Source organism: Rhodococcus wratislaviensis (assembly GCF_041228765.1).
GTDB lineage: Bacteria > Actinomycetota > Actinomycetes > Mycobacteriales > Mycobacteriaceae > Rhodococcus_F > Rhodococcus_F wratislaviensis.
The window spans coordinates 1,165,325-1,190,348 of sequence record NZ_CP150488.1; the positions used below are offsets into that span (position 1 = coordinate 1,165,325).

At 67.6% G+C, this 25,024-nt stretch carries 23 protein-coding genes; 11 read left to right on the plus strand and 12 right to left on the minus strand.

Features of this window, described 5'->3' with window-relative positions:
- Positions 1-22: 22 nt before the first annotated feature.
- Entirely contained in the window at positions 23-1,489 is a 1,467-nt protein-coding gene (locus WKC72_RS05195) for a class I adenylate-forming enzyme family protein (RefSeq protein WP_370181941.1), read from the minus strand.
- 255 nt (positions 1,490-1,744) lie between these two features.
- Between WKC72_RS05195 and WKC72_RS05200 the strand changes: the two genes are divergently transcribed.
- Positions 1,745-2,959 carry an acetyl-CoA C-acetyltransferase gene (locus tag WKC72_RS05200; RefSeq protein WP_370181942.1) on the plus strand — a complete coding sequence of 405 codons (1,215 nt, stop codon included), beginning with the start codon at positions 1,745-1,747 and terminating at the stop codon, positions 2,957-2,959.
- 68 nt (positions 2,960-3,027) lie between these two features.
- On the opposite strand, the gene WKC72_RS05205 is transcribed toward WKC72_RS05200, so the two are convergent.
- Entirely contained in the window at positions 3,028-3,822 is a 795-nt protein-coding gene (locus WKC72_RS05205) for an LLM class F420-dependent oxidoreductase (RefSeq protein WP_037230156.1), read from the minus strand.
- 404 nt (positions 3,823-4,226) lie between these two features.
- Positions 4,227-4,886, minus strand: coding sequence for a helix-turn-helix domain-containing protein (locus WKC72_RS05210; protein ID WP_037230154.1), 660 nt, complete (start codon positions 4,884-4,886; stop codon positions 4,227-4,229).
- 67 nt (positions 4,887-4,953) lie between these two features.
- Here WKC72_RS05210 and WKC72_RS05215 point away from each other — a divergent pair, with 67 nt between their 5' ends.
- Positions 4,954-6,561 carry an MFS transporter gene (locus tag WKC72_RS05215; protein ID WP_370181943.1) on the plus strand — a complete coding sequence of 536 codons (1,608 nt, stop codon included), beginning with the start codon at positions 4,954-4,956 and terminating at the stop codon, positions 6,559-6,561.
- On the plus strand, positions 6,539-7,018 hold the full coding sequence (locus WKC72_RS05220) for a nitroreductase family deazaflavin-dependent oxidoreductase (RefSeq protein ID WP_370181944.1): 480 nt from the start codon (positions 6,539-6,541) through the stop codon (positions 7,016-7,018). The genes WKC72_RS05215 and WKC72_RS05220 overlap by 23 nt, the downstream gene beginning before the upstream one ends.
- A gap of 5 nt (positions 7,019-7,023) precedes the next feature.
- Here WKC72_RS05220 and WKC72_RS05225 read toward each other — a convergent pair whose 3' ends face one another.
- From WKC72_RS05225 to WKC72_RS05235, 3 genes are all read right to left on the minus strand, one after another.
- Entirely contained in the window at positions 7,024-7,548 is a 525-nt protein-coding gene (locus WKC72_RS05225) for a TIGR04338 family metallohydrolase (RefSeq protein WP_037230149.1), read from the minus strand.
- Positions 7,545-8,363: a DUF2786 domain-containing protein gene (locus tag WKC72_RS05230; RefSeq protein ID WP_370181945.1), complete on the minus strand. Its 819-nt coding sequence runs from the start codon at positions 8,361-8,363 to the stop codon at positions 7,545-7,547. Before WKC72_RS05230 ends, WKC72_RS05225 begins: the two co-directional genes overlap by 4 nt.
- A gap of 73 nt (positions 8,364-8,436) precedes the next feature.
- Complete coding sequence (locus WKC72_RS05235) at positions 8,437-8,664, minus strand: hypothetical protein (protein ID WP_370181946.1); 228 nt, start codon at positions 8,662-8,664, stop codon at positions 8,437-8,439.
- A 355-nt stretch (positions 8,665-9,019) separates the two neighbouring features.
- Here WKC72_RS05235 and WKC72_RS05240 point away from each other — a divergent pair, with 355 nt between their 5' ends.
- The 6 genes from WKC72_RS05240 to WKC72_RS05265 all read left to right on the plus strand — a co-directional run bounded on the left by WKC72_RS05240 (position 9,020) and on the right by WKC72_RS05265 (position 16,030).
- A complete protein-coding gene (locus tag WKC72_RS05240; RefSeq protein WP_112302444.1) occupies positions 9,020-10,093 on the plus strand; it encodes an ABC transporter ATP-binding protein in 1,074 nt (357 codons plus the stop codon).
- A 159-nt stretch (positions 10,094-10,252) separates the two neighbouring features.
- The gene (locus tag WKC72_RS05245; protein WP_005264448.1) at positions 10,253-11,527 is read left to right on the plus strand and encodes an ABC transporter substrate-binding protein; all 1,275 of its coding nucleotides are present in this window, start codon (positions 10,253-10,255) and stop codon (positions 11,525-11,527) included.
- A gap of 15 nt (positions 11,528-11,542) precedes the next feature.
- Entirely contained in the window at positions 11,543-12,592 is a 1,050-nt protein-coding gene (locus WKC72_RS05250) for a carbohydrate ABC transporter permease (RefSeq protein WP_370181948.1), read from the plus strand.
- On the plus strand, positions 12,589-13,482 hold the full coding sequence (locus WKC72_RS05255) for a carbohydrate ABC transporter permease (protein WP_037230115.1): 894 nt from the start codon (positions 12,589-12,591) through the stop codon (positions 13,480-13,482). The genes WKC72_RS05250 and WKC72_RS05255 overlap by 4 nt, the downstream gene beginning before the upstream one ends.
- Before the next feature lie 4 nt (positions 13,483-13,486).
- A complete protein-coding gene (locus WKC72_RS05260; protein ID WP_037230114.1) occupies positions 13,487-13,678 on the plus strand; it encodes a hypothetical protein in 192 nt (63 codons plus the stop codon).
- A 132-nt stretch (positions 13,679-13,810) separates the two neighbouring features.
- Positions 13,811-16,030 carry a transglycosylase domain-containing protein gene (locus WKC72_RS05265; RefSeq protein WP_037230363.1) on the plus strand — a complete coding sequence of 740 codons (2,220 nt, stop codon included), beginning with the start codon at positions 13,811-13,813 and terminating at the stop codon, positions 16,028-16,030.
- Here WKC72_RS05265 and WKC72_RS05270 read toward each other — a convergent pair.
- From WKC72_RS05270 to WKC72_RS05295, 6 genes are all read right to left on the minus strand, one after another.
- Complete coding sequence (locus tag WKC72_RS05270) at positions 16,027-17,277, minus strand: hypothetical protein (protein ID WP_037230111.1); 1,251 nt, start codon at positions 17,275-17,277, stop codon at positions 16,027-16,029. The genes WKC72_RS05265 and WKC72_RS05270 overlap by 4 nt on opposite strands.
- Before the next feature lie 140 nt (positions 17,278-17,417).
- Positions 17,418-18,500: an inositol-3-phosphate synthase gene (locus WKC72_RS05275; protein ID WP_005264442.1), complete on the minus strand. Its 1,083-nt coding sequence runs from the start codon at positions 18,498-18,500 to the stop codon at positions 17,418-17,420.
- A complete protein-coding gene (locus WKC72_RS05280) occupies positions 18,493-19,050 on the minus strand; it encodes a PadR family transcriptional regulator (RefSeq protein ID WP_037230360.1) in 558 nt (185 codons plus the stop codon). Before WKC72_RS05280 ends, WKC72_RS05275 begins: the two co-directional genes overlap by 8 nt.
- Before the next feature lie 258 nt (positions 19,051-19,308).
- Positions 19,309-20,100 carry a DUF1707 domain-containing protein gene (locus tag WKC72_RS05285; RefSeq protein ID WP_370181949.1) on the minus strand — a complete coding sequence of 264 codons (792 nt, stop codon included), beginning with the start codon at positions 20,098-20,100 and terminating at the stop codon, positions 19,309-19,311.
- Between the two features lie 7 nt (positions 20,101-20,107).
- Positions 20,108-20,932 carry a DUF1707 domain-containing protein gene (locus WKC72_RS05290; protein ID WP_370181950.1) on the minus strand — a complete coding sequence of 275 codons (825 nt, stop codon included), beginning with the start codon at positions 20,930-20,932 and terminating at the stop codon, positions 20,108-20,110.
- Positions 20,933-20,956: 24 nt separating this feature from the next.
- A complete protein-coding gene (locus WKC72_RS05295) occupies positions 20,957-21,811 on the minus strand; it encodes a DUF1707 domain-containing protein (RefSeq protein ID WP_370181951.1) in 855 nt (284 codons plus the stop codon).
- An 88-nt stretch (positions 21,812-21,899) separates the two neighbouring features.
- Between WKC72_RS05295 and WKC72_RS05300 the strand changes: the two genes are divergently transcribed.
- Together WKC72_RS05300 and WKC72_RS05305 are read left to right on the plus strand one after the other, a co-directional pair.
- Positions 21,900-22,331 carry a DUF5318 domain-containing protein gene (locus tag WKC72_RS05300; RefSeq protein WP_029539769.1) on the plus strand — a complete coding sequence of 144 codons (432 nt, stop codon included), beginning with the start codon at positions 21,900-21,902 and terminating at the stop codon, positions 22,329-22,331.
- Between the two features lie 516 nt (positions 22,332-22,847).
- Positions 22,848-25,007 (plus strand): transglycosylase domain-containing protein, encoded by a 2,160-nt coding sequence (locus WKC72_RS05305; RefSeq protein ID WP_081792754.1) that lies wholly within the window; start codon positions 22,848-22,850, stop codon positions 25,005-25,007.
- The last annotated feature ends 17 nt before the right edge of the window (positions 25,008-25,024 follow it).

Consider the following 25,024-nt stretch of genomic DNA (forward strand, 5'->3'; position numbering starts at 1 on the left):
CGAGGTGTGGAGTTCTACTGGATCAGCTGACGGCGGCAGGCCGATGCCGGCTCCGCAGTCCCGGCTTGTCGATCTTGCCGACGGGGTTGCGGGGCAGCGCGTCGACGATGTGAATGTCCACCGGCAGTTTGACTTTCGTGAGTCGGCTTGTCAGGTGCTCGGCCAGGACGTCGTGGGTGACGGTGGTGTCCGGGTACGTGACCACGTACGCGACCGGCACCTCGCCGTACACGTCGTGCGGGGCTCCGATCACGGCTGCCTCGAGGACGTCGTTGTGCGTGGCGAGGGCGTTCTCGATCTCCTTGGGGTAAATGTTCTCCCCGCCGCGGATGATCATGTCCTTGATGCGGTCGACGAGGGTGAGGTAGCCGTCCTCGTCGAGTCGGCCGACGTCGCCGGTGTGCAACCAGCCGTCGACGACGGTGCGTTCCGTTTCCTCGGGGCGGCCGAGGTAACCGCGCATCACGTTCGCGCCCCGGATCACCACCTCGCCGACCGTCCCCGCCGGGACCGGTGTCCCGGACTCGTCGACGATCGCGATGGTCTGACCCGGCAGCGCGGGGCCGACGGTGCCCGGTTTGCGAACACCGGCAGGCGGATTGCACGCGGACGCGCACGTGCCCTCGGTCAGCCCGTAGCCCTCGACGATGACGAGTCCGAAACGCTGTTCGGCGCGGTCGAGGAGTTCCTTCGAGATCGGGGCGGCCCCGCAGACCGCGAAGCGCAGCGAGGAGGTGTCGCCGACGGTGTCCTGCGAGACCAGAAGGGCGTAGATGGTCGGTACCGCGGAGAAGTACGTCGGGCGCAGGCGGGCGACGTCGCCGAAGAACCGCGCCGGCGAGAAACGTCCGGTGACGCTCAACTGGCCGCCGGCGAGTATCGGGGCCAGGAAGCTGACGCAGATCGCGTTGACATGGAACAGCGGCAGGATCAGGAGGCAGTGGTCGTCGGCGGTCAACGAGAAGTGCTGCACCATCGACACGCTCATGAACTGCAGGTTGTCGTGGGTGAGCATGACGCCCTTGGGGCGACCGGTCGACCCGGACGTGTAGATCAGCAGGGCGAGGTCGTCTCCGCCGGCGGTGATGCCCGGTTCCCAGGCGGGATCGGGGATGGTGGCCATGTCGTCGACGGCGATCGCCGGACGACCGCCGGTCGGTGCGTCGGGTCCCTCATTGACGACGAGAACCGCTGTGGCGTCGTCGATCTGATAGTCCGCCTCGCTCGCGGTGAAAGTGGGATTGACCGGCGTCGCGGCCGCACCGATTCGCCAGGCAGCCATCAGGGCGATGAGCAGTTCCGCCCGGTTCGGCAGCATGATCGCGACGACGTCGCCACGTCCGACACCGTTCTCGGACAGCTGCGCGGCGAAGGCATCGACCCGGTGCGCGAACTGCCGGTACGTCAGTTCGAGTCGGTCATCGCGCAGGCACGGCGCGTCCGAACGCTTTGTGGCGAGGTTCCAAGCGAAATAGCCGATGTGCGACACGATTTCGTCCGCCCTTTCGTTGTGGTGTGATCCACAACACTATCGACGGGTTTTCGTGCAAGAAACGGCCTCGGGGGCTCGAGTTCGGGCGGTTCGTTGTCGGTTGAGCACAATCGCGACCGTCCGGGGGTTGACACCGCGCCGCGGGCGTGGTCAATATATGCAAACGCTTAGAAAATAAGCACATGCTTAGAACTGAGGGGCTGCAGGTCCGCACCGACTGCCGTCCACCACGTCAATCGGTAGGAGTTACTCATGCCCGAGGCCGTCATCGTCTCCATCGCCCGTTCCCCGATCGGTCGCGCCATGAAGGGATCGCTCAAGGGCATGCGCCCCGACGACCTCGCCGCGCAGATGGTCCAGGCGGCACTCGACAAGGTGCCCGCACTCGACCCCACCGACATCAACGACCTCATCCTGGGCTGCGGCCTGCCCGGCGGCGAGCAGGGCTTCAACATGGGCCGCAACGTCGCGGTCCAGCTCGGCTACGACTTCATCCCCGGCACCACCATCACCCGGTACTGTTCGTCGTCGCTGCAGACCACCCGCATGGCTCTGCACGCGATCAAGGCCGGTGAGGGCGACGTCTTCATCTCCGCCGGCGTCGAGACCGTCTCCCGGTTCACCGCGGGCAACTCCGACTCGCTGCCCGACACCCAGAATCCGCTGTACGCCGACGCGCAGACCCGCACCGAGAAGCTCGCCCAGGGCGGCCAGCAGTGGGTCGACCCGCGGCAGGAGGGGCTGGTCCCCGACACCTACATCGCGATGGGCCAGACCGCCGAGAACGTCGCGCAGATCACCGGCATCACCCGCGAAGAGCAGGACCGGTGGGCGGTGCGCTCACAGAACCGCGCCGAGGCGGCCATCAACGCGGGCTTCTTCGAGCGGGAGATCACCCCGGTGACCCTGCCCGACGGCACCGTCGTGTCCACCGACGACGGCCCCCGCGCGGGCACCACCTACGAGGCCGTCAGCCAGCTGAGGCCGGTGTTCCGTCCGGACGGCACCGTCACCGCCGGCAACGCGTGCCCGCTCAACGACGGCGCCGCCGCCCTGGTGATCATGTCCGACACCAAGGCCAAGGAGCTGGGGCTGACCCCGCTGGCCCGGATCGTGTCCACCGGGGTGTCCGGTTTGTCGCCGGAGATCATGGGGCTGGGCCCGATCGAGGCGTCCAAGCGTGCCCTGGCGATCGCGGGACTGGGCATCTCCGACATCGACCTCGTCGAGATCAACGAGGCGTTCGCGGTGCAGGTGATCGGGTCGGCGCGGGAGCTGAACATCGACGAGGACAAGCTGAACGTCTCCGGTGGCGCGATCGCCCTCGGCCACCCGTTCGGCATGACCGGTGCCCGCATCACCGCGACCCTGCTGAACAACCTGACCACCCACGACAAGCAGTTCGGCCTCGAAACCATGTGCGTCGGAGGCGGACAGGGCATGGCGATGGTCCTCGAGCGGCTGTAGGCGGCTCCGCCGCCCGTGCGTGGTTGACGAGTGCAGAGACTCGTTAACCACGCACGGGTGCGAAGCACCTAGGCCAGGCCCGACAGCGGAGGCGGGGTGTTTTCGTCCCGCCAGGCGATGGCCTCCTTCAGGGTGCCGAGGTCGTAGTCCGGACCGCCCACACCCACGGTGAAGAGGGTGACGCCGGCGTCGACGTGGGCTGCCGCGTCGTCGACACCCGGCCACGACGTGGAGTGCTGGATGCTGTCGGGGCTGCGCCCGGCATCCCGTGCGTACCCGGCGAGGATCCCCGACTTGCGTTTGTACGTGTCCATGTCGCTGAAGCTGTGCCAGATATCGCCGTATTGGCCGACCAGCGGCAGCGTCTTCTTCTCGCCGCCACCGCCGATGAGGATCGGAATGTGCCGGGTGGGTGCGGGTTCCAGCTTGCCGAACCGGGCGGTGATCCGCGGAAGGTATTCGGCGAGCAGGTTCAGCCGCGACCCCGCGGTGCCGAATTCGTAGCCGTACTCGTCGTAGTCGCGCTCGAACCAGCCCGAGCCGATGCCCAGGATCAGCCGTCCGCCGCTGATGTGGTCGACGGTCCGGGCCATGTCGGCGAGGAGGTCCGGATTCCGGTAGCCGGCGCACGTGACGAGGGCGCCGATCTCCACCCGTTCCGTCTGCTCGGCGAACGCCCCGAGCATCGTCCAGCACTCGAAGTGCGCGCCGGCCGGGTCGCCGTACAGCGGATAGAAGTGATCCCAGTTGAAGACGATGTCGACGCCGGCGTCCTCGGCCCGCAGCACCGCGTCGCGGATCATCCCGTAGTCGGGCGCGTGCTGCGGCTGAAGTTGGACACCGATGCGAACTGGACGAGTCATTCGTGGCTCCTCGGATGAGTGCGGAGACCCTGCGTGCAGGGCCCGTGCGTGCAAGTCCCTCCCTGAACCATATTGCTCGCCCGCGCCGAGTGCGGCTACTGCGGCCGTGACCCGGGCACAGCATGAATTCACCTCCGAACCCGAGGAGAGGTTCGTTCGACCATGAGGGCTGTGTCCGCCGGCTGGGTGTCCGCACGCGGACGAGGTGATTCCCGTCGAGGTGCACACGCGCCTCGCCGCCGACCTGATGGCGCCCGACATTCCGCTGGACGAGTTGAAAGGCCTGCGACCTGCTCTTCTTTGCGAAGTTCGGGGCAGTGCGGGCGAACACCGGTGAAGCGAGCGGCGTCGACGTGGATCCAGGCACGATGCGCTGGGCCCGCGGATCGGACGAGTGTTGTGGCTCAGGTCAACTCGGGCAGCAGGTCGAGGAAGCGCCGTACCGCTGCCCGGTCGCCGTCGACGGTGGCGTCGCCGGCGTCTACGGCCTCGTCCAGGTCGCGGCCGTAGAACGCCATGGACGTGAAGACAGTGGATTCGGTGGTCACCACCGCATCGGGATCGGTGGCGGCGCCGCGCTCGATGACGAGACCGTCGGTGGTGTCGATTCGGATGACGTCTCCCCTCCCGAGACGAAGTTCGAGGCGCACCTGCACGTCGCCGAGCGGGGTGTCCTCCAGCATGGTCCGCATCGACAGCACGGTGGTCTCGTTGCTGACCTGCGCGCCGTGCGGCATGGTGGGCGAGCGCACTCCCCAGCGTCCCAGCGCCCGGAGCACCGGCTCGAGTTCGAGCCCCCATTCGGTCAGTTCGTAGACCTGGGCCCGCGTCGGAGGTCCGAGGGTGACCCGGCGGACGACGCCCGCGTCCTCGAGGTCGCGCAGTCGTTGCGACAGCACATTGGCGCTCGCGCCCAGTACGCCAGTGCGGAGGTCGGTGAAGCGCTTGGGCCCGAGCATCAGTTCGCGGACCACGATCAGCGACCACCGCTCCCCGACCAGGTCGAGTGCGTGGGCGGCGGCGCAGCCGTCGTCGTAGGAGCCGTAGGTACGTCGGGACGCCATACCTGATAGTACCAAATCACGACTAAGTGGTTGTGTTTTAGGACCACGCCTGGTTACGGTGGCTCTCATGAGCGAATCGACCGATCCCTCACCAACCCGGACCGCCACCGCAGGCACTCGCGAATGGGCCGGTCTCGCGGTCCTCGGCCTCGCCTCCCTGCTCGTGTCCATCGACGTGTTCGTGCTGCTGCTCGCCCTGCCCAGCCTGAGTCGGGATCTCGACGCCAGTGCCACCGAGCAGTTGTGGATCATGGACATCTACGGATTCCTGCTCGTCGGCTTCATGCTGACCGCAGGCACGCTCGGTGACCGGATCGGGCGCCGCACCCTGCTGCTTCTCGGCGGCGCGGGGTTCGCGGCCGCGTCGGTGGTTGCCGCCTTTTCCACGAGCCCGGAGATGCTCATCGCCGCACGCGCGCTGCTCGGCATCGCCGGTGCCACGCTGGCGCCGTCGACTCTCGGCCTGATCAGCACGATGTTCCGCGACGCCCGGCAACGGTCGGTGGCGATCGGGCTGTGGATGATCGGGTTCATGGGCGGTGCCGCCGCCGGACCCGTCGTCGGCGGTTTCATGCTCGAGCACTTCTGGTGGGGTTCGGTGTTCCTCCTCGGCGTGCCGGCGATGGTCCTGCTGCTCGTCCTCGGGCCGATTCTGCTTCCCGAGGAACGCGATCCGGCCGCGGGTCGCGTCGACCTGACCAGTGTCGCCCTGTCGCTCGCCGCCATCCTGCCCGCGGTGTTCGGGCTGAAGGAGTTCGCAACCCACGGCTGGGCCGCGACATCCGGTCTCGCCGTGGTCGTGGGCGTCGCGTTCGGGTGGGTCTTCGTGCGCAGGCAGCAACGCCTGGACGACCCGCTCGTCGATCTGAGTCTCTTCCGCAACCGGGCGTTCACGACCGTCGTGATCAGCATGATGCTCGTGACCGTCATCGGCTCGCTGATGTTCTTCACCGCGCAGTTCCTGCAACTCGTCGCCGGTCTCACGCCGCTGCAGGCGGGATTCGCGATGCTACCGGCGGCGCTCGCGGCGATCGTCAGTTTCGGCGGAGCCCCGATACTCGCGCAACACATCCGGCCGGTGTTCGCGATCTCCGGCGGCATGCTGGTCGCCGCGGCGGGTTGCTTCCTCTACACGCTCGCGGACGCAGACGGTGGACTGGTCGCGATCATCGCGGGCCTGGCCGTCATGAACCTCGGTTGCGGACCGCTGGTCACGCTCGGTACCGGGATCGTCGTGGGTTCGGTGCCCAGTGCCAAAGCCGGTTCGGCTGCCGCCATGTCCGAGACGAGCGCCGAGTTCGGGTACGCCATCGGGCTCGCCGTGGTGGGTAGCCTCGGCGCGCTCGTGTACCGCACCCAGCTGTCGATCGCCCCGGATGTTCCCGACGACCTTGCCGACGGGGCACGCGAAAGCCTCGCCGGCGCCGCGACTTCGGCGGCACAACTCGGGCCCGATGGCGCCGCGCTGCTCGACTCCGCCCGCGAGGCCTTCACCACCAGCGTGCACGTCGTCGGATGGGTCGCCGCCGCGATCGCGCTGCTGGTCGCCGTCGTCGACGCCGTGTACTTCCGGCACCTTCCGCCCATCGTTTCCGAAACGGACGCGGCCGCATCACCACCCGGCCACGCGGCGGACGTGGAAGACTGGGTGTGTGAAGGTCACGCAGAGGCCTGACCCGCCCACCGGCATCCGGCGGGCGTTCTATCGCGCGCCCATCTACCTCTACCGCTTCCATCTCGGGTCGCTGCTCGGCGGTCGATTCCTGCTTCTCGAACACGTCGGACGCAAGACCGGCGCCCGGCGGCAGGTCGTGCTCGAGGTGGTCAACCACGACGCCGTCGGCGACGGGTACGTGCTGGCCGCCGGGTTCGGACCCAAGTCCGATTGGTACCGGAACCTGCGGGCGCAGCCGCACGCGAACATCCAGGTGGGCCGTCGGCGACTGCCTGTGACAGCCGAATTCCTCGATCCGGAGACCGGTGCGGACTTCATGGCGCACTACGCGGCGGAGCATCCGAAACTCGGAATGCGGATCGCCCGGGGCATGGGCTTCGACGTCGACGGCAGCGCGTCCGACTTCCGGGCGGCGGGCCGTGAGATCCGTTTCGTCAGGCTGCGATCCCGGGCCTGAGGTCGTCAGTTCAGCCGGACCCCGCCCGCGAGGAGCATGGTCCGCAGGACGAATGCCGCCTCGGGGCCGATGATCTCCCCGACCAGGGTGAGGTAGCGGTCCACGTACTCCGGTCCGTGCGGCGCGACCGTCGGGTATTCGGGGTCGGACGGATCGAGGTGGTGGGCGACTTCGTGGAGCACCACCAGTTCGCGGAAGGCCCAGGCGTTGCCGTTCCTGTGCTCGGGTACCGCGATTGTCGCGCAATCGCTTTCGTAGTGCGCGGCCTTGTTGCCCGACCGCGCGCGGACGTGAATCGGGGTGGCTGCCCGCGTCCACGTCGACCGCACCCAATTCAGGGCGAGCACCCGGTCCACGTAGTCCTGCACCGAATCGATCGACGCGAACTTGCGTTCCACCGGCAGCGTCACCTGCGATCCCAGAACGTCGACGACGCGCAGTCCACGCTCGTCGGCGCGGTCGAACATGGTGCGCACGAGGGCTTCCGCGTCGTACACGGCGGTCCGCTGAGTGTCGCGGGGCCGCTTCACGACGGGATCTGCTTGCGGGCGGTCGACAGTTCGGGTGAGTTGCTCAGTCGTGCGGTCCGGGCGGCGCGGTCGCCGGCCCGGCGGGCACTCGACGAGTGCCCGGCGGACGCGCGCCCTCCCCGCCATGTGCCGCGGGCCTGCGAGTTCTCCGAGTAGTAGTCCTTCAACTCGAGTTGCTTGTCGCGCAGGACCAGTGCCGTCTCCGCCGACGACTCCGGCACGGACACCGCCCGGTCCTCGGCCTCCTTCTTGGCGTCGGCGAGGCGCTGCCCGATCCGCGCGGCGTAGGCAAGCTGGAAGTTCAACCGGGCGGTGACGCCGGCGACGGGCCGTCGCACCCGTGTCGCGACCCGGCGGCGCCCGCGCTTCTCGACCTGCGTCCGCAGCGTCGTCTCGCTGCGGTACTCACCCGACTTGATGTAGCCGTCGGACGCCCGGACCATCTGGATCAGCAGGCTCGCGTACAGGGCCTCGCAGACGTCGATGTCGCCGGCGAATCCGTACGCGTAGATGACGGCCGACGTCTGGGCGATGTCGCACTGGACGTCGTTGGCGGCGGCGATCACAAGAAACAGCTGCGCGTACGTCCGCAGACCCTTCTTGCCCGGTTCACCGATCGTGATCAGGCGTTGCGTGGGGGTGGCCCGCTTCTCCCTGCCCGCGGCGTGTGCGCGCGCCACGGCGAGGTCGATCGATGAGGCGGTGGCGAGCCGCTGCGCGGCGGCCATGAAGGCCTCGCCCTCGTGCGGGTTGTCGGTGGATTCCGCCTGTCGGAGGAGCCCACCGATGCGGGTCAGCATCTTGTCGGAACTCACCCAGGCAGGCTAGCCCCCGTGCGTGGTTGACGAGTCCTGACACTCCTTAACCGCGCACGGGCGGCGGAGCCGCCTACATCCACACCCGGTAGTCGGTCTGGCGGACGCCGTCGCGTCGTGACGGCCCCATCTGCCCGACGAGTACGGGGTCGATCAGGGCGACATTCTCGAGCGAGATCTCGGACATGTCGTTCTTCGCGTCCCACGACGCTGTCGCTGCCGGTTGCGGCTGCTCCCCGCCCGCCCCCGAATCCGCGGCGCTCTCCCGGTTACTCCAGGAGCCGTTGTGCGGCTCCGCCACCCGTGCGCGCTTGACGAGTGCAGATACTCCTCAACCACGCACGGGCGCGAAGCGCCCCTGCGGCAGGCGGTCTCGTTACGGTCACACCCGCGACTCGTGGTGTTCACGCGGCATTCACGCCCGATCCACAGAGGCGTTCATCCCCACCTGTGGAGAAACCTGTACATGAATGCCGCCAACATGTTTCGGACCGAGGGGAATTCGGCCGAAGTGTCATCGGTGGCTTCGCGACGAGGTCTGACGGCGGTTGCGCGAGCCGATCATCCACCGACCCGCAGGTGAGTGAGAAAGTGCGTCAACAGGTACATTCTCACGCACCTGTGCGCGGCGCCGGGTAGAAGGGACTTCGACGTTCATGGCCACAGTGACCTATGACGGTGCCACCTGCCTGTTCCCCGGCTCGGACAAACCTGCCGTCGACACGCTCGACCTGAAGATCGAGGACGGTGAGTTCCTGGTCCTCGTCGGCCCGTCCGGCTGCGGCAAGTCGACGTCGCTGCGGATGCTGGCCGGGCTCGAGGACGTCCACAGCGGCCGGATCCTCATCGGTGACCGCGACGTCACCACCCAGGAACCCAAGGAACGCGACATCGCGATGGTATTCCAGAACTATGCGCTGTACCCGCACATGTCGGTGGCCGAGAACATGGGGTTCGCGCTCAAGCTCGCCGGCGCCGCGAAGGACGACATCCGCACGCGCGTCGAGGAGACGGCGAAACTCCTCGACCTCGAGCCGTATCTGGACCGCAAGCCGAAGGCGCTGTCCGGCGGTCAGCGGCAGCGCGTCGCGATGGGTCGCGCCATCGTCCGGCAGCCGCAGGTGTTTCTGATGGACGAGCCGCTGTCCAACCTCGACGCCAAGCTCCGCGTGCAGACGCGCACCCAGATCGCGCAGCTGCAGCGCCGCCTCGAGACGACGATGGTGTACGTGACACACGACCAGGTCGAGGCCATGACCATGGGCGACCGGGTGGCGGTGCTGAAGGACGGGGTGCTGCAGCAGTGCGCGTCGCCGCGCGACCTCTACAACAGGCCCGCCAACGTGTTCGTCGCCGGCTTCATGGGGTCGCCGTCGATGAACCTCTTCACGCTGCCGATCACCGCCGACGGTGTCGTCCTCGGCGACGCGACCATTCCGCTGCCCCGGCAGCTGCGCGCGGACAGCGACGAGCGTCAGGTCGTCGTCGGGATCCGCCCCGAACACCTGGAACTGTCGACGACCGGCATCCCGATGGAGGTCGCGGTGGTGGAGGAACTCGGATCCGACGCCTACATCTACGGCCGCAGCACCGTCAACGGGGAGACACAGCAGTTGGTGGCCCGCGCCGACTGGCGGAACCCGCCCCGCAAGGGTGACCTGGTGAAACTGCACGTCGACCCGTCCCAGGTGCACCTGTTCTCGGCGTCCGAGGGCTACCGGCTGAGCTGACCCGGCGGCGGCCGGGGCGGTTCCTGACCGATTCAGGTCGGGGGTAATGCCGGACTTCTGCGGTGTTCCATGCCACAGTATGTTCCGACACCGCGCCGGTGCCGCGAGTTCCGTCGTGCCGGTAACGGGTTCATCCACATCTACCTACGGGGAGACTCCATGGTTCAGATTTCGAGAGCGGTCCGGCGCGCCGCGGTGTTTGCCACCGCTGCCTCGCTGGTCACGCTCACCGCTTGCTCGAGCGACAGCGGCAGCGACTCCACGTCGGAGAACCTCGACGGTCGCGGACCCATCACGTACGTCGAGGGCAAGGACACCACCGAGACCGGTGTCGTCCGCCAGATCATCGACGCGTGGAACGCCGAGCACCCGGACGAGCAGGTGACGTTCAAGGAGCAGTCGAACGACGCCGATCAGGCGCATGACGACCTGGTCCAGCACCTGCAGGCCAAGCAGTCCGACTACGACGTCGTCGCACTCGACGTGCCCTGGACCGCGGAGTTCGCGGCCAAGGGCTGGCTGCAGCCGCTGACCGGCGAGTTCGCGGTGGACAACACCGGAATCCTCCCCGCCACGGTCGACAGCGCCACCTACAACGGCACCCAGTACGCGGCGCCGAAGAACACCAACGGCGGCCTGCTGTACTACCGCAGCGACCTGCTGCCCGCCGCACCGAAGACGTGGGCCGAGCTGGCCGCCGCGTGCGAGGTCGCGAAGACCAACAACATCGACTGCTACGCCGGTCAGTTCGCACCGTACGAGGGCCTGACGGTGAACACCGCCGAGGTCATCAACGCGTACGGCGGCTCGTTCGTCGGCGAGGACGGCAAGACGCCGACCGTCGACAGCCCCGAGGCCCGCGCCGGCCTGCAGGTGCTGGTCGACAACTTCAAGAACGGCGACATCCCGGCCCAGGACACCACGTTCAAGGAGCCCGAGAGCCAGAAGGCGTTCGAGGACGGCAAGGCGCTGTTCCTGCGCAACTGGCCGTACGTGTACGGCACGGCCGACAAGGATTCGTCCGCGGTCAAGGGCAAGTTCGCGGTCGCCCCGCTGCCCGGCAAGGACGGCATCGGCGCCTCGACGCTCGGTGGCTACAACGCCGCCATCAGCGCGTACTCCGAAAACAAGGCGACGGCCCGCGACTTCCTCACCTTCCTGCAGGGTGAGCAGGCGCAGCGGATCATCGCGATGGGCTCGCTGCCGCCGGTCCGCGCCGCACTGTACGACGACCCGGAGATCATCGCGGCCTACCCGTTCATGCCGACGCTGAAGGTGTCGATCGAGAACGCCGTTCCCCGTCCGGTCACGCCGTTCTACCCCGCTGTGTCGAAGGCCGTGCAGGACAACGCCTACGCTGCCATCAAGGGTGAGAAGTCGGTGGATCAGGCGATCACGGACATGCAGTCCGGCATCCAGTCCGCAGGCTCGTAGAGCACAGGAGTGAACATGGCCGTTCCGACTGGGACCACCAGTGGGGCGCCGGCCCGTCCCGCGGCCGGGGATTCCGACCCCGGCCGCGGTTCGCGTGAGAAGAGCGAGGACGGGCGACGCTTTGGGCTGAGCAGTCGCCGCGCGTGGCTGTTCGTCGTGCCGACGCTCGCCGTGCTGGCAGTCGTCATCGGCTACCCGGTGATCCGGGCAGTGGTGATGTCGTTCCAGAAGGACGCCGGACTCGATCCGACGACCGGCATGTTCGTCGAGGGCGGCTGGGCCGGGTTCACCAACTACACGCACTGGATTCTGCAGCAGTGCACCTCCCCGAGCGGGGTGGCCGTGGCGTGCCCGCCCGGCACGCTCGGCTCCCAGTTCTGGTCGGCCGTCGGGAACACCGCATTCTTCACCGTCGTCACGGTGGGCCTCGAGGTCGCGATCGGCCTGTGGATGGCGATCATCATGGGCAAGACGTTCAAGGGCCGCGCCCTGCTGCGTGCGGCGGTCCTGATCCCGTGGGCCATCCCGACCGCGGTCACCGCCAAGCTCTGGTACTTCATCTTCGCCTACGACGGCATCGCCAACCGACTCCTCGGTACCGAGATCCTGTGGACATCGGACGCGTGGCCCGCGCGATTCGCGGTGATCATCTCGGATGTCTGGAAGACCACCCCCTTCATGGCCCTGCTCATCCTCGCCGGACTGCAGATGATTCCGCAGGACGTGTACGAGGCGGCGCGGGTAGACGGCGCCTCCGCCTGGCAGCGGTTCCGGCAGATCACGCTCCCGCTGGTGAAGCCGGCGCTGATGGTCGCGATCCTGTTCCGCACGATGGACGCCCTGCGCATGTACGACCTGCCCGCCATCCTGACCGGCGGCAACCCGGCCACCACGACGGTGTCGATTCTCGTCGTCGACCAGGTGCGGCAAGGGTTCAACAGTGCGTCCGCACTCTCCACCATTACGTTCCTGCTGATCTTCGCGGTGGCATTCGTCCTCGTGAAATTCCTCGGCGCCAACGCCGTCGAGACTCAGGAAGCCCAGCGAAAGGGGCCGAAGCCGTGACCCATCGCGCCCCGGAGCTCGAACTCCCGAGCAGGCCCGTTCCCCGCAACCGTCCGAAGCGGTTCGCTTTCAAGAACTCCCGCATCTACATCGGTGTCGCGATCATCCTCGTCTGGGGGCTGGCACCGTTCTACTGGATGATGGTGACGGCGTTCCGCGACCCCGACTACACGTTCGACACCACACCCTGGCCCACGCATCTCACGCTCGAGAACTTCCAGAACGCGCTGTCGACGAGCAGCGGCAACAACTTCACCCGGGCTGTCGTCAACAGCATGATCATCGGCGGAATCACCACCGTCGTCGCCCTCGCCGTGGGCATCTTCACCGCCTACGCGCTCGCCCGCATCGAGTTCCGGTTCAAGTACGTGGTGGTCGGCATCGTGCTCGGCGCGTCGATGTTCCCCGTCGTCGCCCTCGTCACCCCGCTGTTCCAGCTGTTCACGAACATCGGCTGGATCGGCACCTACCAGGCGATGATCATCCCGAACATCTCGTTCGTGCTGCCGCTCACCATCTACACGCTGACGTCGTTCTTCAAGGAACTCCCCTGGGAGCTCGAGGAGGCGGCCCGGATCGACGGCGCCAGCCGCGGTCAGGCGTTCCGTCTGGTGATGTTGCCGCTCGCGGCGCCCGCCCTGTTCACCACCGCCATCCTCGCGTTCATCGCGACCGTCAACGAGTACCTGCTCGCCAGCCAGCTCTCCAGCGACGCCACCGAACCGGTCACGGTCGCGATCGCCCGGTTCTCCGGCAACGACCCGCACGTCGTGCCGTACGCGGCGATCATGGCGGCGGGCACGATCGTCACCATTCCGCTGGTGATCATGGTGTTGCTGTTCCAGCGTCGCATCGTGTCGGGCCTGACGGCCGGCGGCGTGAAGAGTTAGCACCATGCATCCGGTGGCGAAGCGGCAGCGGCTCGAGGTTCTGATCGGCGTCCTCGGGTTCTTCACGGTGATGGCGTTCGTCGCCGCGGTCGTCGAGGTCGTCCGCGGCGACCCCGGCGTCACTCCCGCGCTGGTGTTGCTCGGATGCCTGGTGCTGTCGGGGCTGGCGATCGCCGCCCGGAATCGGGTGCGCTGAAACAGTACGGTCGGTATGTATATTTGCTGAGCGTTAGCGCGGCGCGCGTCACACTCGGGGCCATTCACATAACATACGTACGGGTGGGTGCGATGATCCTCCGTGACCGGATAACTGACCGGGAGTGTGGAAGTGAGTTCTGGCAACGACGCGACGGGCAATCATGCCTCCGAATCGGGGGGCACACCGCCCGTAGACGACGATTCGGCTGACATACCCACTCCATCACCGGACGAGAAGAACAAGCGCGCACGGTGGCGCACGGTCCGCCGGGTGAGCCTGGTCGTGATCGCATTGCTGCTGGTCATCCCGCTCGTCGTGTTCCTGGTCAGTTACGTCCGCGCCGAGGTCCCGCGCCCGTCGGACATGAAGACCAACCAGGTGGCCACCGTCTTCGCCGCCGACGGCACCACCGAACTGACCAAGGTCATCCCGCCGGAGGGCAACCGCACCGAGATCGCGCTCGACGCCATCCCCCAGCACGTCCGCGACGCCGTCCTGTCGGCGGAGGACCGCAACTTCTACTCCAACCCCGGCTTCTCCGTCACCGGGTTCATGCGTGCCGCCCGCGACAACGTCCTCGGCAAGGAAAGCGCGGGTGGCGGGTCGACGATCACGCAGCAGTACGTCAAGAACGTGCTGGTCGGCGCAGACCGCAACGTGTACCGCAAGATGCGGGAACTCGTGATCTCCACCAAGATGGCCCGCGAATGGTCGAAGGACGAGATCCTCGCCGCCTACCTGAACACCATCTATTTCGGGCGCGGCGCGTACGGCATCGAGGCGGCGTCGCGCGCCTACTTCGACAAGCCGGTCGGCGACCTGTCGGTGGCCGAGGGCGCCGTGCTCGCGTCCGTGATCCAGAGCCCGTCCTATCTCGACCCCGAGGCCAACCTCGACCAGTTGCAGGCGCGCTGGAACTACGTTCTCGACGGCATGGTCGCGATGGGTGTGCTCAGTCAGCAGGACCGCAGTGCGGCGGAGTTCCCGGTCACCGCCCCGTCCAACCGGCCCACCGACGCCAACTCCGCGCCCGGCCCCGACGGCCTGATCCGCAACCAGGTGCTGCGCGAGTTGTCGGATGCGGGGATCTCCGAGCAGACCCTCAACACCGAGGGGCTGCAGATCACCACCACGATCGACCCGCGGGCGCAGGAGTCCGCGATCGAGGCAGTCCACGACAACCTCGAAGGTGAGGATCCCGGGTTGCGGACCGCGGTCGTGTCCATCGACCCCCGCACCGGAGGTGTGCGCGCGTATTACGGCGGCGAGGACGGCGCCGGCTTCGACTACGCGCAGGCGCCGTTGCAGACGGGGTCGTCGTTCAAGGTGTTCGGTCTGGCGGCGGCGCTGGAGCAGGGCATCCCGCTCTCCGCCCGCTTCAGCAGTGCACCGCTGACCGTCGGCAGCGTGCAGATCGGCAACGTCGAGGGCGAGTCCTGCGGCACGTGCACCATCGCCGAGGCGACGAAGCGGTCGCTGAACACGAGCTTCTACCGGCTGATGATGTCGCTGGACAACGGTCCGCAGGCCATCGCCGACGCCGCCCACAAGGCGGGGATCCCGGAGTTCATTCCCGGGGTGCAGGGTAAGACGCTCAGCGAGAACGGCGGCGAACCCGAGGGTGGCATCGTCCTCGGCCAGTACCTGTCGCGGCCGATCGACATGGCGTCCGCGTACGCGACGCTCGCGGCGTCGGGCATCTACCACCAGCCGTATTTCGTGCAGCGGGTCGTGACCGCCGACGGCGTCGTGCTCCTGGACCGTGCGCCCAGCCCGGGTGAGCGCCGGCTCGATGCCGCGGTGGCCGACAACATCAGTCAGGCACTGATGCCGATCGCCTCCTACTCGCGGGGTCATGCTCTGGCGGGTGGACGCCCGTCCGCGGCGAAGACCGGCACGGCGCAGCTCGGCGACACCGGTGAGAACAAGGACGCCTGGATGGTCGGGTACACGCCGTCGCTGGCGACGGCGGTGTGGATCGGCAAGGCCGACGCCACCGCCATCAACAACAGCTGGGGCGGCCTGATCTACGGTTCGGGTCTGCCGTCCGACATCTGGAAAGACACGATGGACGGCGCGCTCGAAGACACCGATTGGGAAGACTTCCCGTGGCCCGACCCGATCGGCGGCCAAGCCGGTGTGCCCACGTGGACCGGTCAAACCAGCGGCGACGGAGCGGGAACCGGCACCAGCGGGGTTGTCCCGCCGCCCGGTGCCCCCACTCCCGCACCCGTCGAGGTTCCGCCACCGGCCGTCCCGGTCCCGCCCGTCCCGCCGGTGCCCGCACCCGTCCCGGCGCCGACCCAGATCGAAATCCTGCCGGGCGTCATCATCCCGCTGCCGGGTTAGCCGAGGTTCTGAAACCCGCCGCGCGGCGGAGTCCGGTTCGGCAGCACCACAACCCGCAGCGCGGCGCGGAGACTTTCCGTCGTCTTGGCCCAGGCTCTCGCCTCGTCCTCGCACATGTCGGCCTCTTCGGGCTCCTCCTCGCGGGCGAGTTCCGCGTTGTGGCGCCACTCGATCTCCTGCTCGGAGCAGAGCCGGAGGAACTCGAGGATGGTGTCGCGGTCGCGTCCGCAGATCTCCGCGACGTCGTCCGGGTCGAGCCCGCTCTCGGAGTCGAGGTGGATCAGGGTCACGAGGGCGGCGGGGAACTCGTCCTCGCATTCGTGCTCGGCGTACGAGGACGTGGCACCGGGTGTGGAATTGAGTTTGCCGCCGAGCTTTTCGGCGAACGCGTCGTCGACGGTATCCACGAAATGCTCGAACATCCGGAACACCGACACCAGATGATCGGCGACGAACGGTGACCCGTCGACGCGCATGACGGCGACCACGTTGTCGACGATGAGCAGGAACTTGATGTCGGGCCACTGCCGATTGAGGTCGGCGAGCGCCTCTGCGGTGCGCGTGCGATCGCTGATCGTGTGGACCACGCGGGCGAACACCTCGACGCGGGCATCCTCCTCGATCACCCGAACGTACGTGGGGAGGTCGCCGACCCACACGAGGATGTCGCCGTCCGCGTCCTTGCCCGGTGCCTGCTCGAGCATGGATTCGACCGCGGCATCGACACGGTCGCGCAACCCGGCGCCGTCACGCAGCTGGGCCGGGACATCAGCAGTACCGAACTCCGGGGTCTCCGCCCGGCCACCGGTGATCGCCTTCAGGAACGAGGGATGCAGAAGGTCCCAGATCTCCCGGAACACGGTGACCGTCATCGACGCCAGCAGGTGGGCGTCCTCTCGGTCGGCGTCGAGGTAGTACGACGCGGAACCGTTGCCCTCGTCGACGTGCTCGCACAGGTCGGGCCGATTCCAGCCGAGCTCGATCAGCCTCTCGTGCTCCTCGGCGGTGAGCGCCCGCGCCGGGTGGAGGAAGCGGTTGGACGGCACCTCGCACCGCACCTTGTCGCCGGCCCAGGCGAAGAACCGCACGCACGCGGCGGTCTCGACGAGGCCGTCGTCGACGCTGTCGTACTGCGACTGCAGCACCAGTTCGTCGTCGTCCTCCATAGCGTGCACGTACCCGGTCAGACGGTCCTGGAGTTCGGTCCAGGCGTCGTCGATCTCTCGATCGAAAGTGTTGTCGGACATCACGCCTCCCTCGATGAATCCTGGGTGTCACCGTAGAGGGAGGGTCTGACAAGAAATCGAACACAAAGGCGAATGCACCTTTCGTCGCCGTGAAGACGACGAAAGGTGCATTCGCCCCGTACTTACTTCTGCGCGGTGAACTACGCGTCGATGATGAACGCCTCGAGCTCGGTGCGAGCCTTGTCGTCCGCCATCTGGACCGGCGGGGACTTCATCAGGTACGCGGACGCCGGGTAGACGGGTCCGCCGATGCCGCGGTCCTTGGCGATCTTGGCTGCGCGGACGGCGTCGATGATGATGCCGGCCGAGTTCGGGGAGTCCCAGACCTCGAGCTTGTACTCGAGGTTCAGCGGAACGTCACCGAAGGCGCGACCCTCGAGGCGGACGTACGCCCACTTGCGGTCGTCGAGCCAGCCGACGTGATCCGACGGGCCGATGTGCACGTTGCCCGGACCGAGGTCGCGGGTCAGGTTCGACGTCACGGCCTGCGTCTTGGAGATCTTCTTCGACTCCAGGCGATCACGCTCGAGCATGTTCTTGAAGTCCATGTTGCCGCCGACGTTGAGCTGCATGGTGCGGTCGAGCTGCACGCCGCGGTCCTCGAAGAGCTTCGCCATCACGCGGTGGGTGATGGTGGCGCCGACCTGCGACTTGATGTCGTCACCGACGATCGGGACGCCGGCGTCCTTGAACTTCGCGGCCCACTCCGGGTCGGAAGCGATGAACACGGGCAGGGCGTTGACGAATGCGACACCCGCGTCGATGGCGCACTGGGCGTAGAACTTGTCGGCGTCCTCGGAACCCACGGGCAGGTACGAGACCAGCACGTCGACCTTGGCGTCCTTCAGAGCCTTGACGACGTCGACGGGCTCGGCCTCGGAGATCTCGATGGTCTCGGCGTAGTACTTGCCGATGCCGTCGAGGGTGGGGCCGCGCAACACCGGAACGTCGGCCGGCGGGACGTCGGCGATCTTGATGGTGTTGTTCTCGCTGGCGAAGATGGCCTCGGACAGGTCGAATCCGACCTTCTTGGCGTCGACGTCGAACGCGGCGACGAACTGGACGTCGCGCACGTGGTACTTGCCGAACTTGACGTGCATGAGGCCGGGAACGGTCGCCGTCTCGTCGGCGTCCTTGTAGTACTGCACGCCCTGAACCAAGGACGAGGCACAGTTCCCCACGCCCACAATGGCCACGCGCACCGCGGTGCTGTTCTCACCCATGGTCGGGTTCTCCTTTTTTCTTTGGTGTTGCTGTCGATTGCTCGGCGGCGATCAGCTCGTTGAGCCAGCGCACTTCACGCTCACTGGATTCGAGTCCGAGCTGGTGGAGTTGCTTGGTGTAGCGATCCAGCGTGCCGCTCGCTCTTCCGATCGCGTCGCGAAGCGCCTCGCGGCGCTCCTCGACCTGGCGTCGTCTGCCTTCGAGAATCCGCATCCGCGCCTCGGCGGGAGTGCGGCTGAAGAAGGCGAGATGAACGCCGAATCCGTCATCGGTGTAGTTCTGCGGACCCGTGTCGGCGACCAGTTCCTTGAACCGCTCCTTGCCGATCGGCGTGAGCTGATAGACGCGGCGGGCACGACGCTTGACGGTCCCCGGAGGACCTGCGTCCTCGGCGATCAAACCGTCTGCCTGCATGCGTCGAAGCGTCGGGTAGAGGGAACCGTACGAAAAGGCGCGAAATGCACCCAGCAGTCCCGTCAACCGTTTGCGGAGCTCGTATCCGTGCATGGGTGACTCGTGGAGCAGCCCGAGAATTGCCAATTCGAGCACGTCCACCCCCTGAGTCGCCCGACCTAACCGTGTGATGCGATTCAAAACTATATCGCACCGATATATAGGACGATACGCCCGCTCGATACATGGGACAAGCCGTCACAGGTTGTTAACTGAGGCCGGGCGTCTGGCCTCGTCGCCGAATGTCACACCGGTGCCGTCTGACTGAACGAATGTCACATTGGGCGACCAACCGGCGGCCGACAGCACCCGACGGCGACTGCCAGCCCCAGCAGGGCAACGAACCCCGGACGCTCAGCCCTCGTAGGGGTAGATGTCGAACGGTTCGCCGTCGAATCCGACGACCATGTGTCCGGTGTGACCGGCGGCGTTCTTCACGTGGATGGAGATGGTCGGCGGTCCGTCGTCGGACCCGGGTTCGTACCGGAAGGACACGATCTCCACCGCGCCGTCGGGGACGCGCAGGGTTTCGGGTGCCCCGGCGAGCAGTCCCGCGATCGCGACCTGGTCGACGGTGCCGAGGTCGAAGGACTTCTCGTCGTCGGAGCGGGTGGACGAGCTGCCCCAGTCGTCGAATTCGCCGTCGTAGAGGTAGGAGTCGGACTGCAGCGCGTTGCCGGCGGACGGCCGGTCGAAGACGGCGTGGGCCGGGTAGAGGCCGAGTTCGTCGGCGACGGTGTCGCCGTACTCGGCGCGGTACTCGTCGAGGAAGAAGTGCAGGCCGGCGCCGGTGGTCAGGTTCGGACCCAACTTCGACGGGCCGAGGTCGCTGTTCGCGACGGCTCCGGCGATACCGCCCACCGCGGCCGCGGCGACGACGAGGACCGCGGCGTACACCCACCGCCGCGACGATCGGCGGCGTCGCGGGGACACGACGGGGCTGGCGGAGAGCCGGCTGGGGATCTGGAGGTCCCCGATGAGGCGGTCGAGTTCGTCGAACGTCTTCGCCCGCATCGCCGTGGAGGTGCGGGAGGTGTGTTCCTCCGCGGACAGTTGCCCGTCGGCGAGCGCGGCGTCGAGCATCCCGCAGGCGTCGGCGCGGTCGGAGTCGCGGGCGCGGATACCCGCGATTGTGGTCCTGGGCATCTGCGTCCTATCGGCCGAAGGGGTAGACGCTCAGTGGTGCACCGGACGGGTCGAGTTCCATGTGTCCGCTCTCGCTGAACTCGTTGGTGACGTAGATCGACACCGTGGGGCCGTCGTCGTCGGCCTCGAACGAGATGTGGCTGACTTCTCCGTCGGGGACATTGAGGCTCACCGGGGCACCCACGACTGTTCCGCCGATCTTGTCGAGGTTCAGCGTCGACAGGTCGAACACGGGGGTGTCGACTTTCCGAGTGGTCGGGGTTCCCGCCGGTGTGAACCCGCCGCGGTAGTCGTAGCTCACCATCCGGTTCGGTTCGAGGGGCAGCGCGCGTTCGAGGCTGGCGTGGCCGCCCTCGTAGAGGGTGAGGTCGTCGACGATCAGATCGCCGAACTTGGCGCGGTACCGATCGAGGAACACCTTCATGCCCTCGGGTGTGACGGGATTCGGTGTGGGGACGACCAGCGGTTGGACGGAATCGAAATCGACCTGCTGCGCGGCGGGGGTCACGGTGGCCTGAACGTCGTCGCTGTCGACGAGCATGAAGGCGCCGACGGCTGCCATCACTGCGGCGACGGCGACGGCGGCCGGGAACCAGTGCTTGGCGGTGTCGCGCGGCGGACGTGCGTCCGGTGGTGCGTCGGCGGGTCGTTGCAGGTCACTGACCAGGACCTCGAGGTCGGCGAGGGTGCGAGCCTCCGCGGCGAGGTCGGACATCGCGCGATGTTCCGCCTCGTTGATCTGGCCGTCGCCGAACGCGGCGTCGAGCAGTGCGGACGTGTTGGCTCGATCGACGTCGCGTGCCCGCGTGTTCGGTGGGTATCGGCTGGCCACGGGAGGATCTTAGAGCCCGGACGCCTACCTCGCGGGGTTCACCTGCCACACGTCCCCGCCGAGCGTCGCCCGCAGGTATCCCCCGCCGGTCTGTTCCTTGTCGTAGACGTACACGTTGATCGTCGGTCCCTTGCCGCCGTCGGCGAGGAGAACGTGCCCGATGGTGCCTTCCGGGACTCCGACCAGCCGGGGTGCGTCGGCGATGAGTGCGACCAGTGCCGGCACATTTACCTGCGCAAGGTCGACCTCCCGGGTTCCGGGGAGACGCTGCGTGCGAGTGCCCGACGTCTTGAACCCGCCGCGGAAGTCGTACCGGTCGACCTTGTCGGGCGCGTCCGGGGACGTCCGCGACAGGATCGCGTACTCGTCGTACAACCCCAGTTCGTGGACGGTGAGGTCGCCGAACTTCTGCCGGTACTGCTCGAAGAGGGCGTGGATCCCATCCTGGGTGAGGGGCTGCGCCTGCCCCACGATGATCGGCTCGACCGCGGGCACCTCGACCTCCGGCCGGGCCAGTGGCTTCTCGACCTGCACCGGGACCGGTGGGGTGACGGGGTCCGGGCCGTCCTGCTCGGTGAGTGCCAGACCGATCGCGCCGACCGCGATCACCGCCCCGCACGCGACCGCGATCCGCAGCGCCCGGCGGGGTGATCCCGCTGTCCGGACAGGTGCCTGTGTGGTGATCGACGACGGCAGTTGCAGATCGCTGATCAGCAGGTTCAGTTCGGCGAGGGTCTTCGCCGACATGGCCTGGGCCGTCCTGTCGTGGTACTCGTCGGCGCCGAGCTGCCCGTCGGCGTAGGCGGCGTCGAGCTGGCTGCATGCGTTGACCCGATCGAGGTCGCGTGCGCGAGTCTGCGAGGACGGTCCTGAGGCCACACCGGCATCGTAGTGCGGCGACCGTGTTTGACCAGCGTCACTCGACCGACCCCTTCTCTCCGGACGCGACGCACGTACTCTGGTCTCCGTGCGGATACAGCGGCAGGTGGTGGACTATGCGCTTCAGCGCCGGTCACTCCTGGCCGAGGTCTACTCGGGCAGGACGGGTGTCACGGAGGTGTGTGACGCCAGCCCCTACCTGCTTCGTGCCGCAAAGTTCCACGGCAAGGGCAGTGATGTGGTGTGCCCGATCTGCCGTAAGGAGCAGTTGACTCTGGTCTCCTGGGTCTTCGGTGACAAGTTGGGCCCGGTGTCGGGTTCGGCTCGTACGGCCGAGGAGTTGGTGCGTCTCGCGTCCACTCAGGAGGAATTCTCGGTTCACGTGGTCGAGGTGTGCCGGACATGCAGCTGGAACCATTTGGTCCAGTCCTATGTTCTCGGTACCGTGCCCGAACCGAAACGGCCCAGGCGTTCGTCGCCACGGCCGCGGCCTCCGAGCCGTCGTACCGCGAGCGAGTAGACACGCCCGAACACGGACGCGGGCAGAAGAGTGCCCACAGACGTAACGCAGGACTGAAGCCGGTCCACAACCACTGGAGATTTGTACGTGAGTTCCCCCCGCAGCAACGCCCCGGGTGATCGACCGAACGGACCGAGACGACCGAGTGGCCCCCCGCCACAGGGACGCCCCGGAGGTCCACCACCCCGCGGCGGACAGCCTGCGGGTGGGCCCCCGCCGGGCCGATCGGGCGGCTCGCCGCCGCGTCGGATGCCGCCTCCGCCCCCGCAGGGCGGTGGCCGTCCCCCGGGCCCGCCGCCTCGTCGTCCCGGTCCGCCGCCGCAGGGTGGTGGCCGTCCGCCGGGTCCCCCGCCGCGTCGTCCGGGCCCGCCGCCCGGCCGTCCCGCGGGCGCGCCCCCGGTTGCGCGTAACCAGTCGGGTCCCGGTGGGCGCCCGCCGGGACCTCCGCCGTCGAACGGTCGCAAGACCGGCGGCGGCCGCGGTGGCGAACCGCCGAAGGGTGGAAAGAAGACGGCTGTGAAGAAGTCGCGGTGGAAGATCGTGCGCCGGACGGCGTACGCGTGCGTCGCGCTGGGCATGATCATCCCGATCCTGCTGTTCATGGCGGCATACGTCGTCCAGGACGTCCCGCGCCCCGGCGACCTCAAGACCAACCAGGTGGCCACGATCTACGCGTCCGACGGAACGTCGGTGCTCAGCAAGGTCGTGCCGCCGGAGGGCAACCGCACCGAGGTGACGCTCGACCAGATCCCGAAGCACACCCGTGACGCGGTGCTCGCTGCCGAGGACCGGGACTTCTACTCGAACCCCGGCTTCTCGATCGGTGGATTCGCGCGCGCCGCCCGCGACAACGTCCTGGGCAAGGACAGCGCCGGCGGTGGCTCGACCATCACGCAGCAGTACGTGAAGAAGACGATGGTCGGTTCCGAACGTTCGCTGACGCGAAAGATGAAGGAACTCGTCATCTCGTCGAAGATGGCCCGCGAGTGGTCCAAGGACGACATCCTCGCCGCGTACCTGAACACCATCTACTTCGGGCGTGGTGCGTACGGCATCGCGGCCGCGTCGAAGGCGTATTTCAACAAGCCCGTCGACCAGTTGACGGTCGAGGAGAGTGCGGTGCTGGCGTCGTCGATCCAGCTGCCGTCGCTGCTCGATCCGGAGACCAACCCGGAGGGTGCGCAGGCGCGCTGGAACTACGTGCTCGACGGCATGGTGTCGGCGGGAACGCTCGAGCAGTCGGCCCGGTCGGTGATGCAGTACCCGCCGTACGTGCCGATCGCGCAGGTCGACAACGGCAACCAGGACTCCGGACCGGAGGGCCTGATCAAGAACCAGGTTCTGCGGGAGCTGGGGGAGGCGGGAATCAGCGAGCAGCTGCTCAACACCGAGGGCCTCGAGATCACCACGACGATCGACCCGGTCGCCCAGGCGGCGGCGGTGGATTCGGCCCGCTCGAACATGGAGGGTGAGCCGGAGAACCTGCGCACCGGTGTCGTGTCGGTCGATCCGAAGACCGGCGCGGTGCGGGCGTACTACGGCGGCGAGGACGGTGGCGGTTACGACTTCGCGAACGCCGGACTGCAGACCGGTTCGTCGTTCAAGGTGTTCGGGCTCGCCGCGGCCCTCGACCAGGGCATCCCGCTGTCGCAGATGTACGACAGCTCGGAGCTCACGGTCAACGGCATCACCATCAGCAACGTCGAGGGCGAGGGCTGCGGCACCTGCACCATCGCCGAGGCGCTGAAGCGTTCGCTGAACACCAGCTTCTACCGTCAGGAACTCGAACTCGACGGTGGACCGCAGGCGATCGCCGAAATGGCCCACAAGGCGGGCATCCCGAAGGAGATCCCCGGCGTCGGACCGTCGCTGACCGAGCCGGACGGTAGTGGTCCGAACAACGGCATCGTGCTCGGCCAGTACCAGTCGCGGGTCCTCGACATGGCGTCGTCGTACGCGACGCTGGCCGCCTCGGGTACGTACCACGCCCCGCACTTCGTGCAGAAGGTCGTCAGCGCGGACGGAACGGTGCTCCTCGACCGCGGCGGTGACACCGGTGAGGACCGCATCGACAAGGACGTCGCCGACAACGTGACGTCGGCGATGGAACCCATCGCCGGGTACTCGCGGGGCCACAACCTGGCGGGCGGACGCCCGTCGGCGGCCAAGACCGGTACCGCGCAGCTCGGTGACACCGGCAAGAACAAGGACGCGTGGATGGTCGGGTACACCCCGTCGCTGTCCACGGCGGTCTGGGTGGGCACCACGGACGGTCAGGCGCTGGAGAACAGCAGCGGCGCCATGATCTACGGTTCCGGTCTGCCGTCCGACATCTGGAAGGACACGATGGACGGTGCCCTCGAGGGCACCGACGTCGAGAAGTTCCCGAAGCCGGGTGCGATCGGTGGCCAGTCGGGTATCCCGGCCTATTCGGCGCCGGCCCCGACCAAGACGTCGGCGCCTCCGACGAGCACGTTCCAGCTGCCGACGGAGCTCGTGCCGCCGGTGGTCGTGACGCCGTCGCCGGTGGAGATCCTGCCCGGCATCACCATTCCGATTCCGGGTCTGGCACCGAGGCCCACGACGGCGGCCCCGGCGGTTCCGGCGGAACCGGAGACGACGACGCCGCCGAACGCCGGTAACGGCAACGGCCAGCAGCAGGTTCCGGCCCGTTAACGGCGAACGGTAGCCTC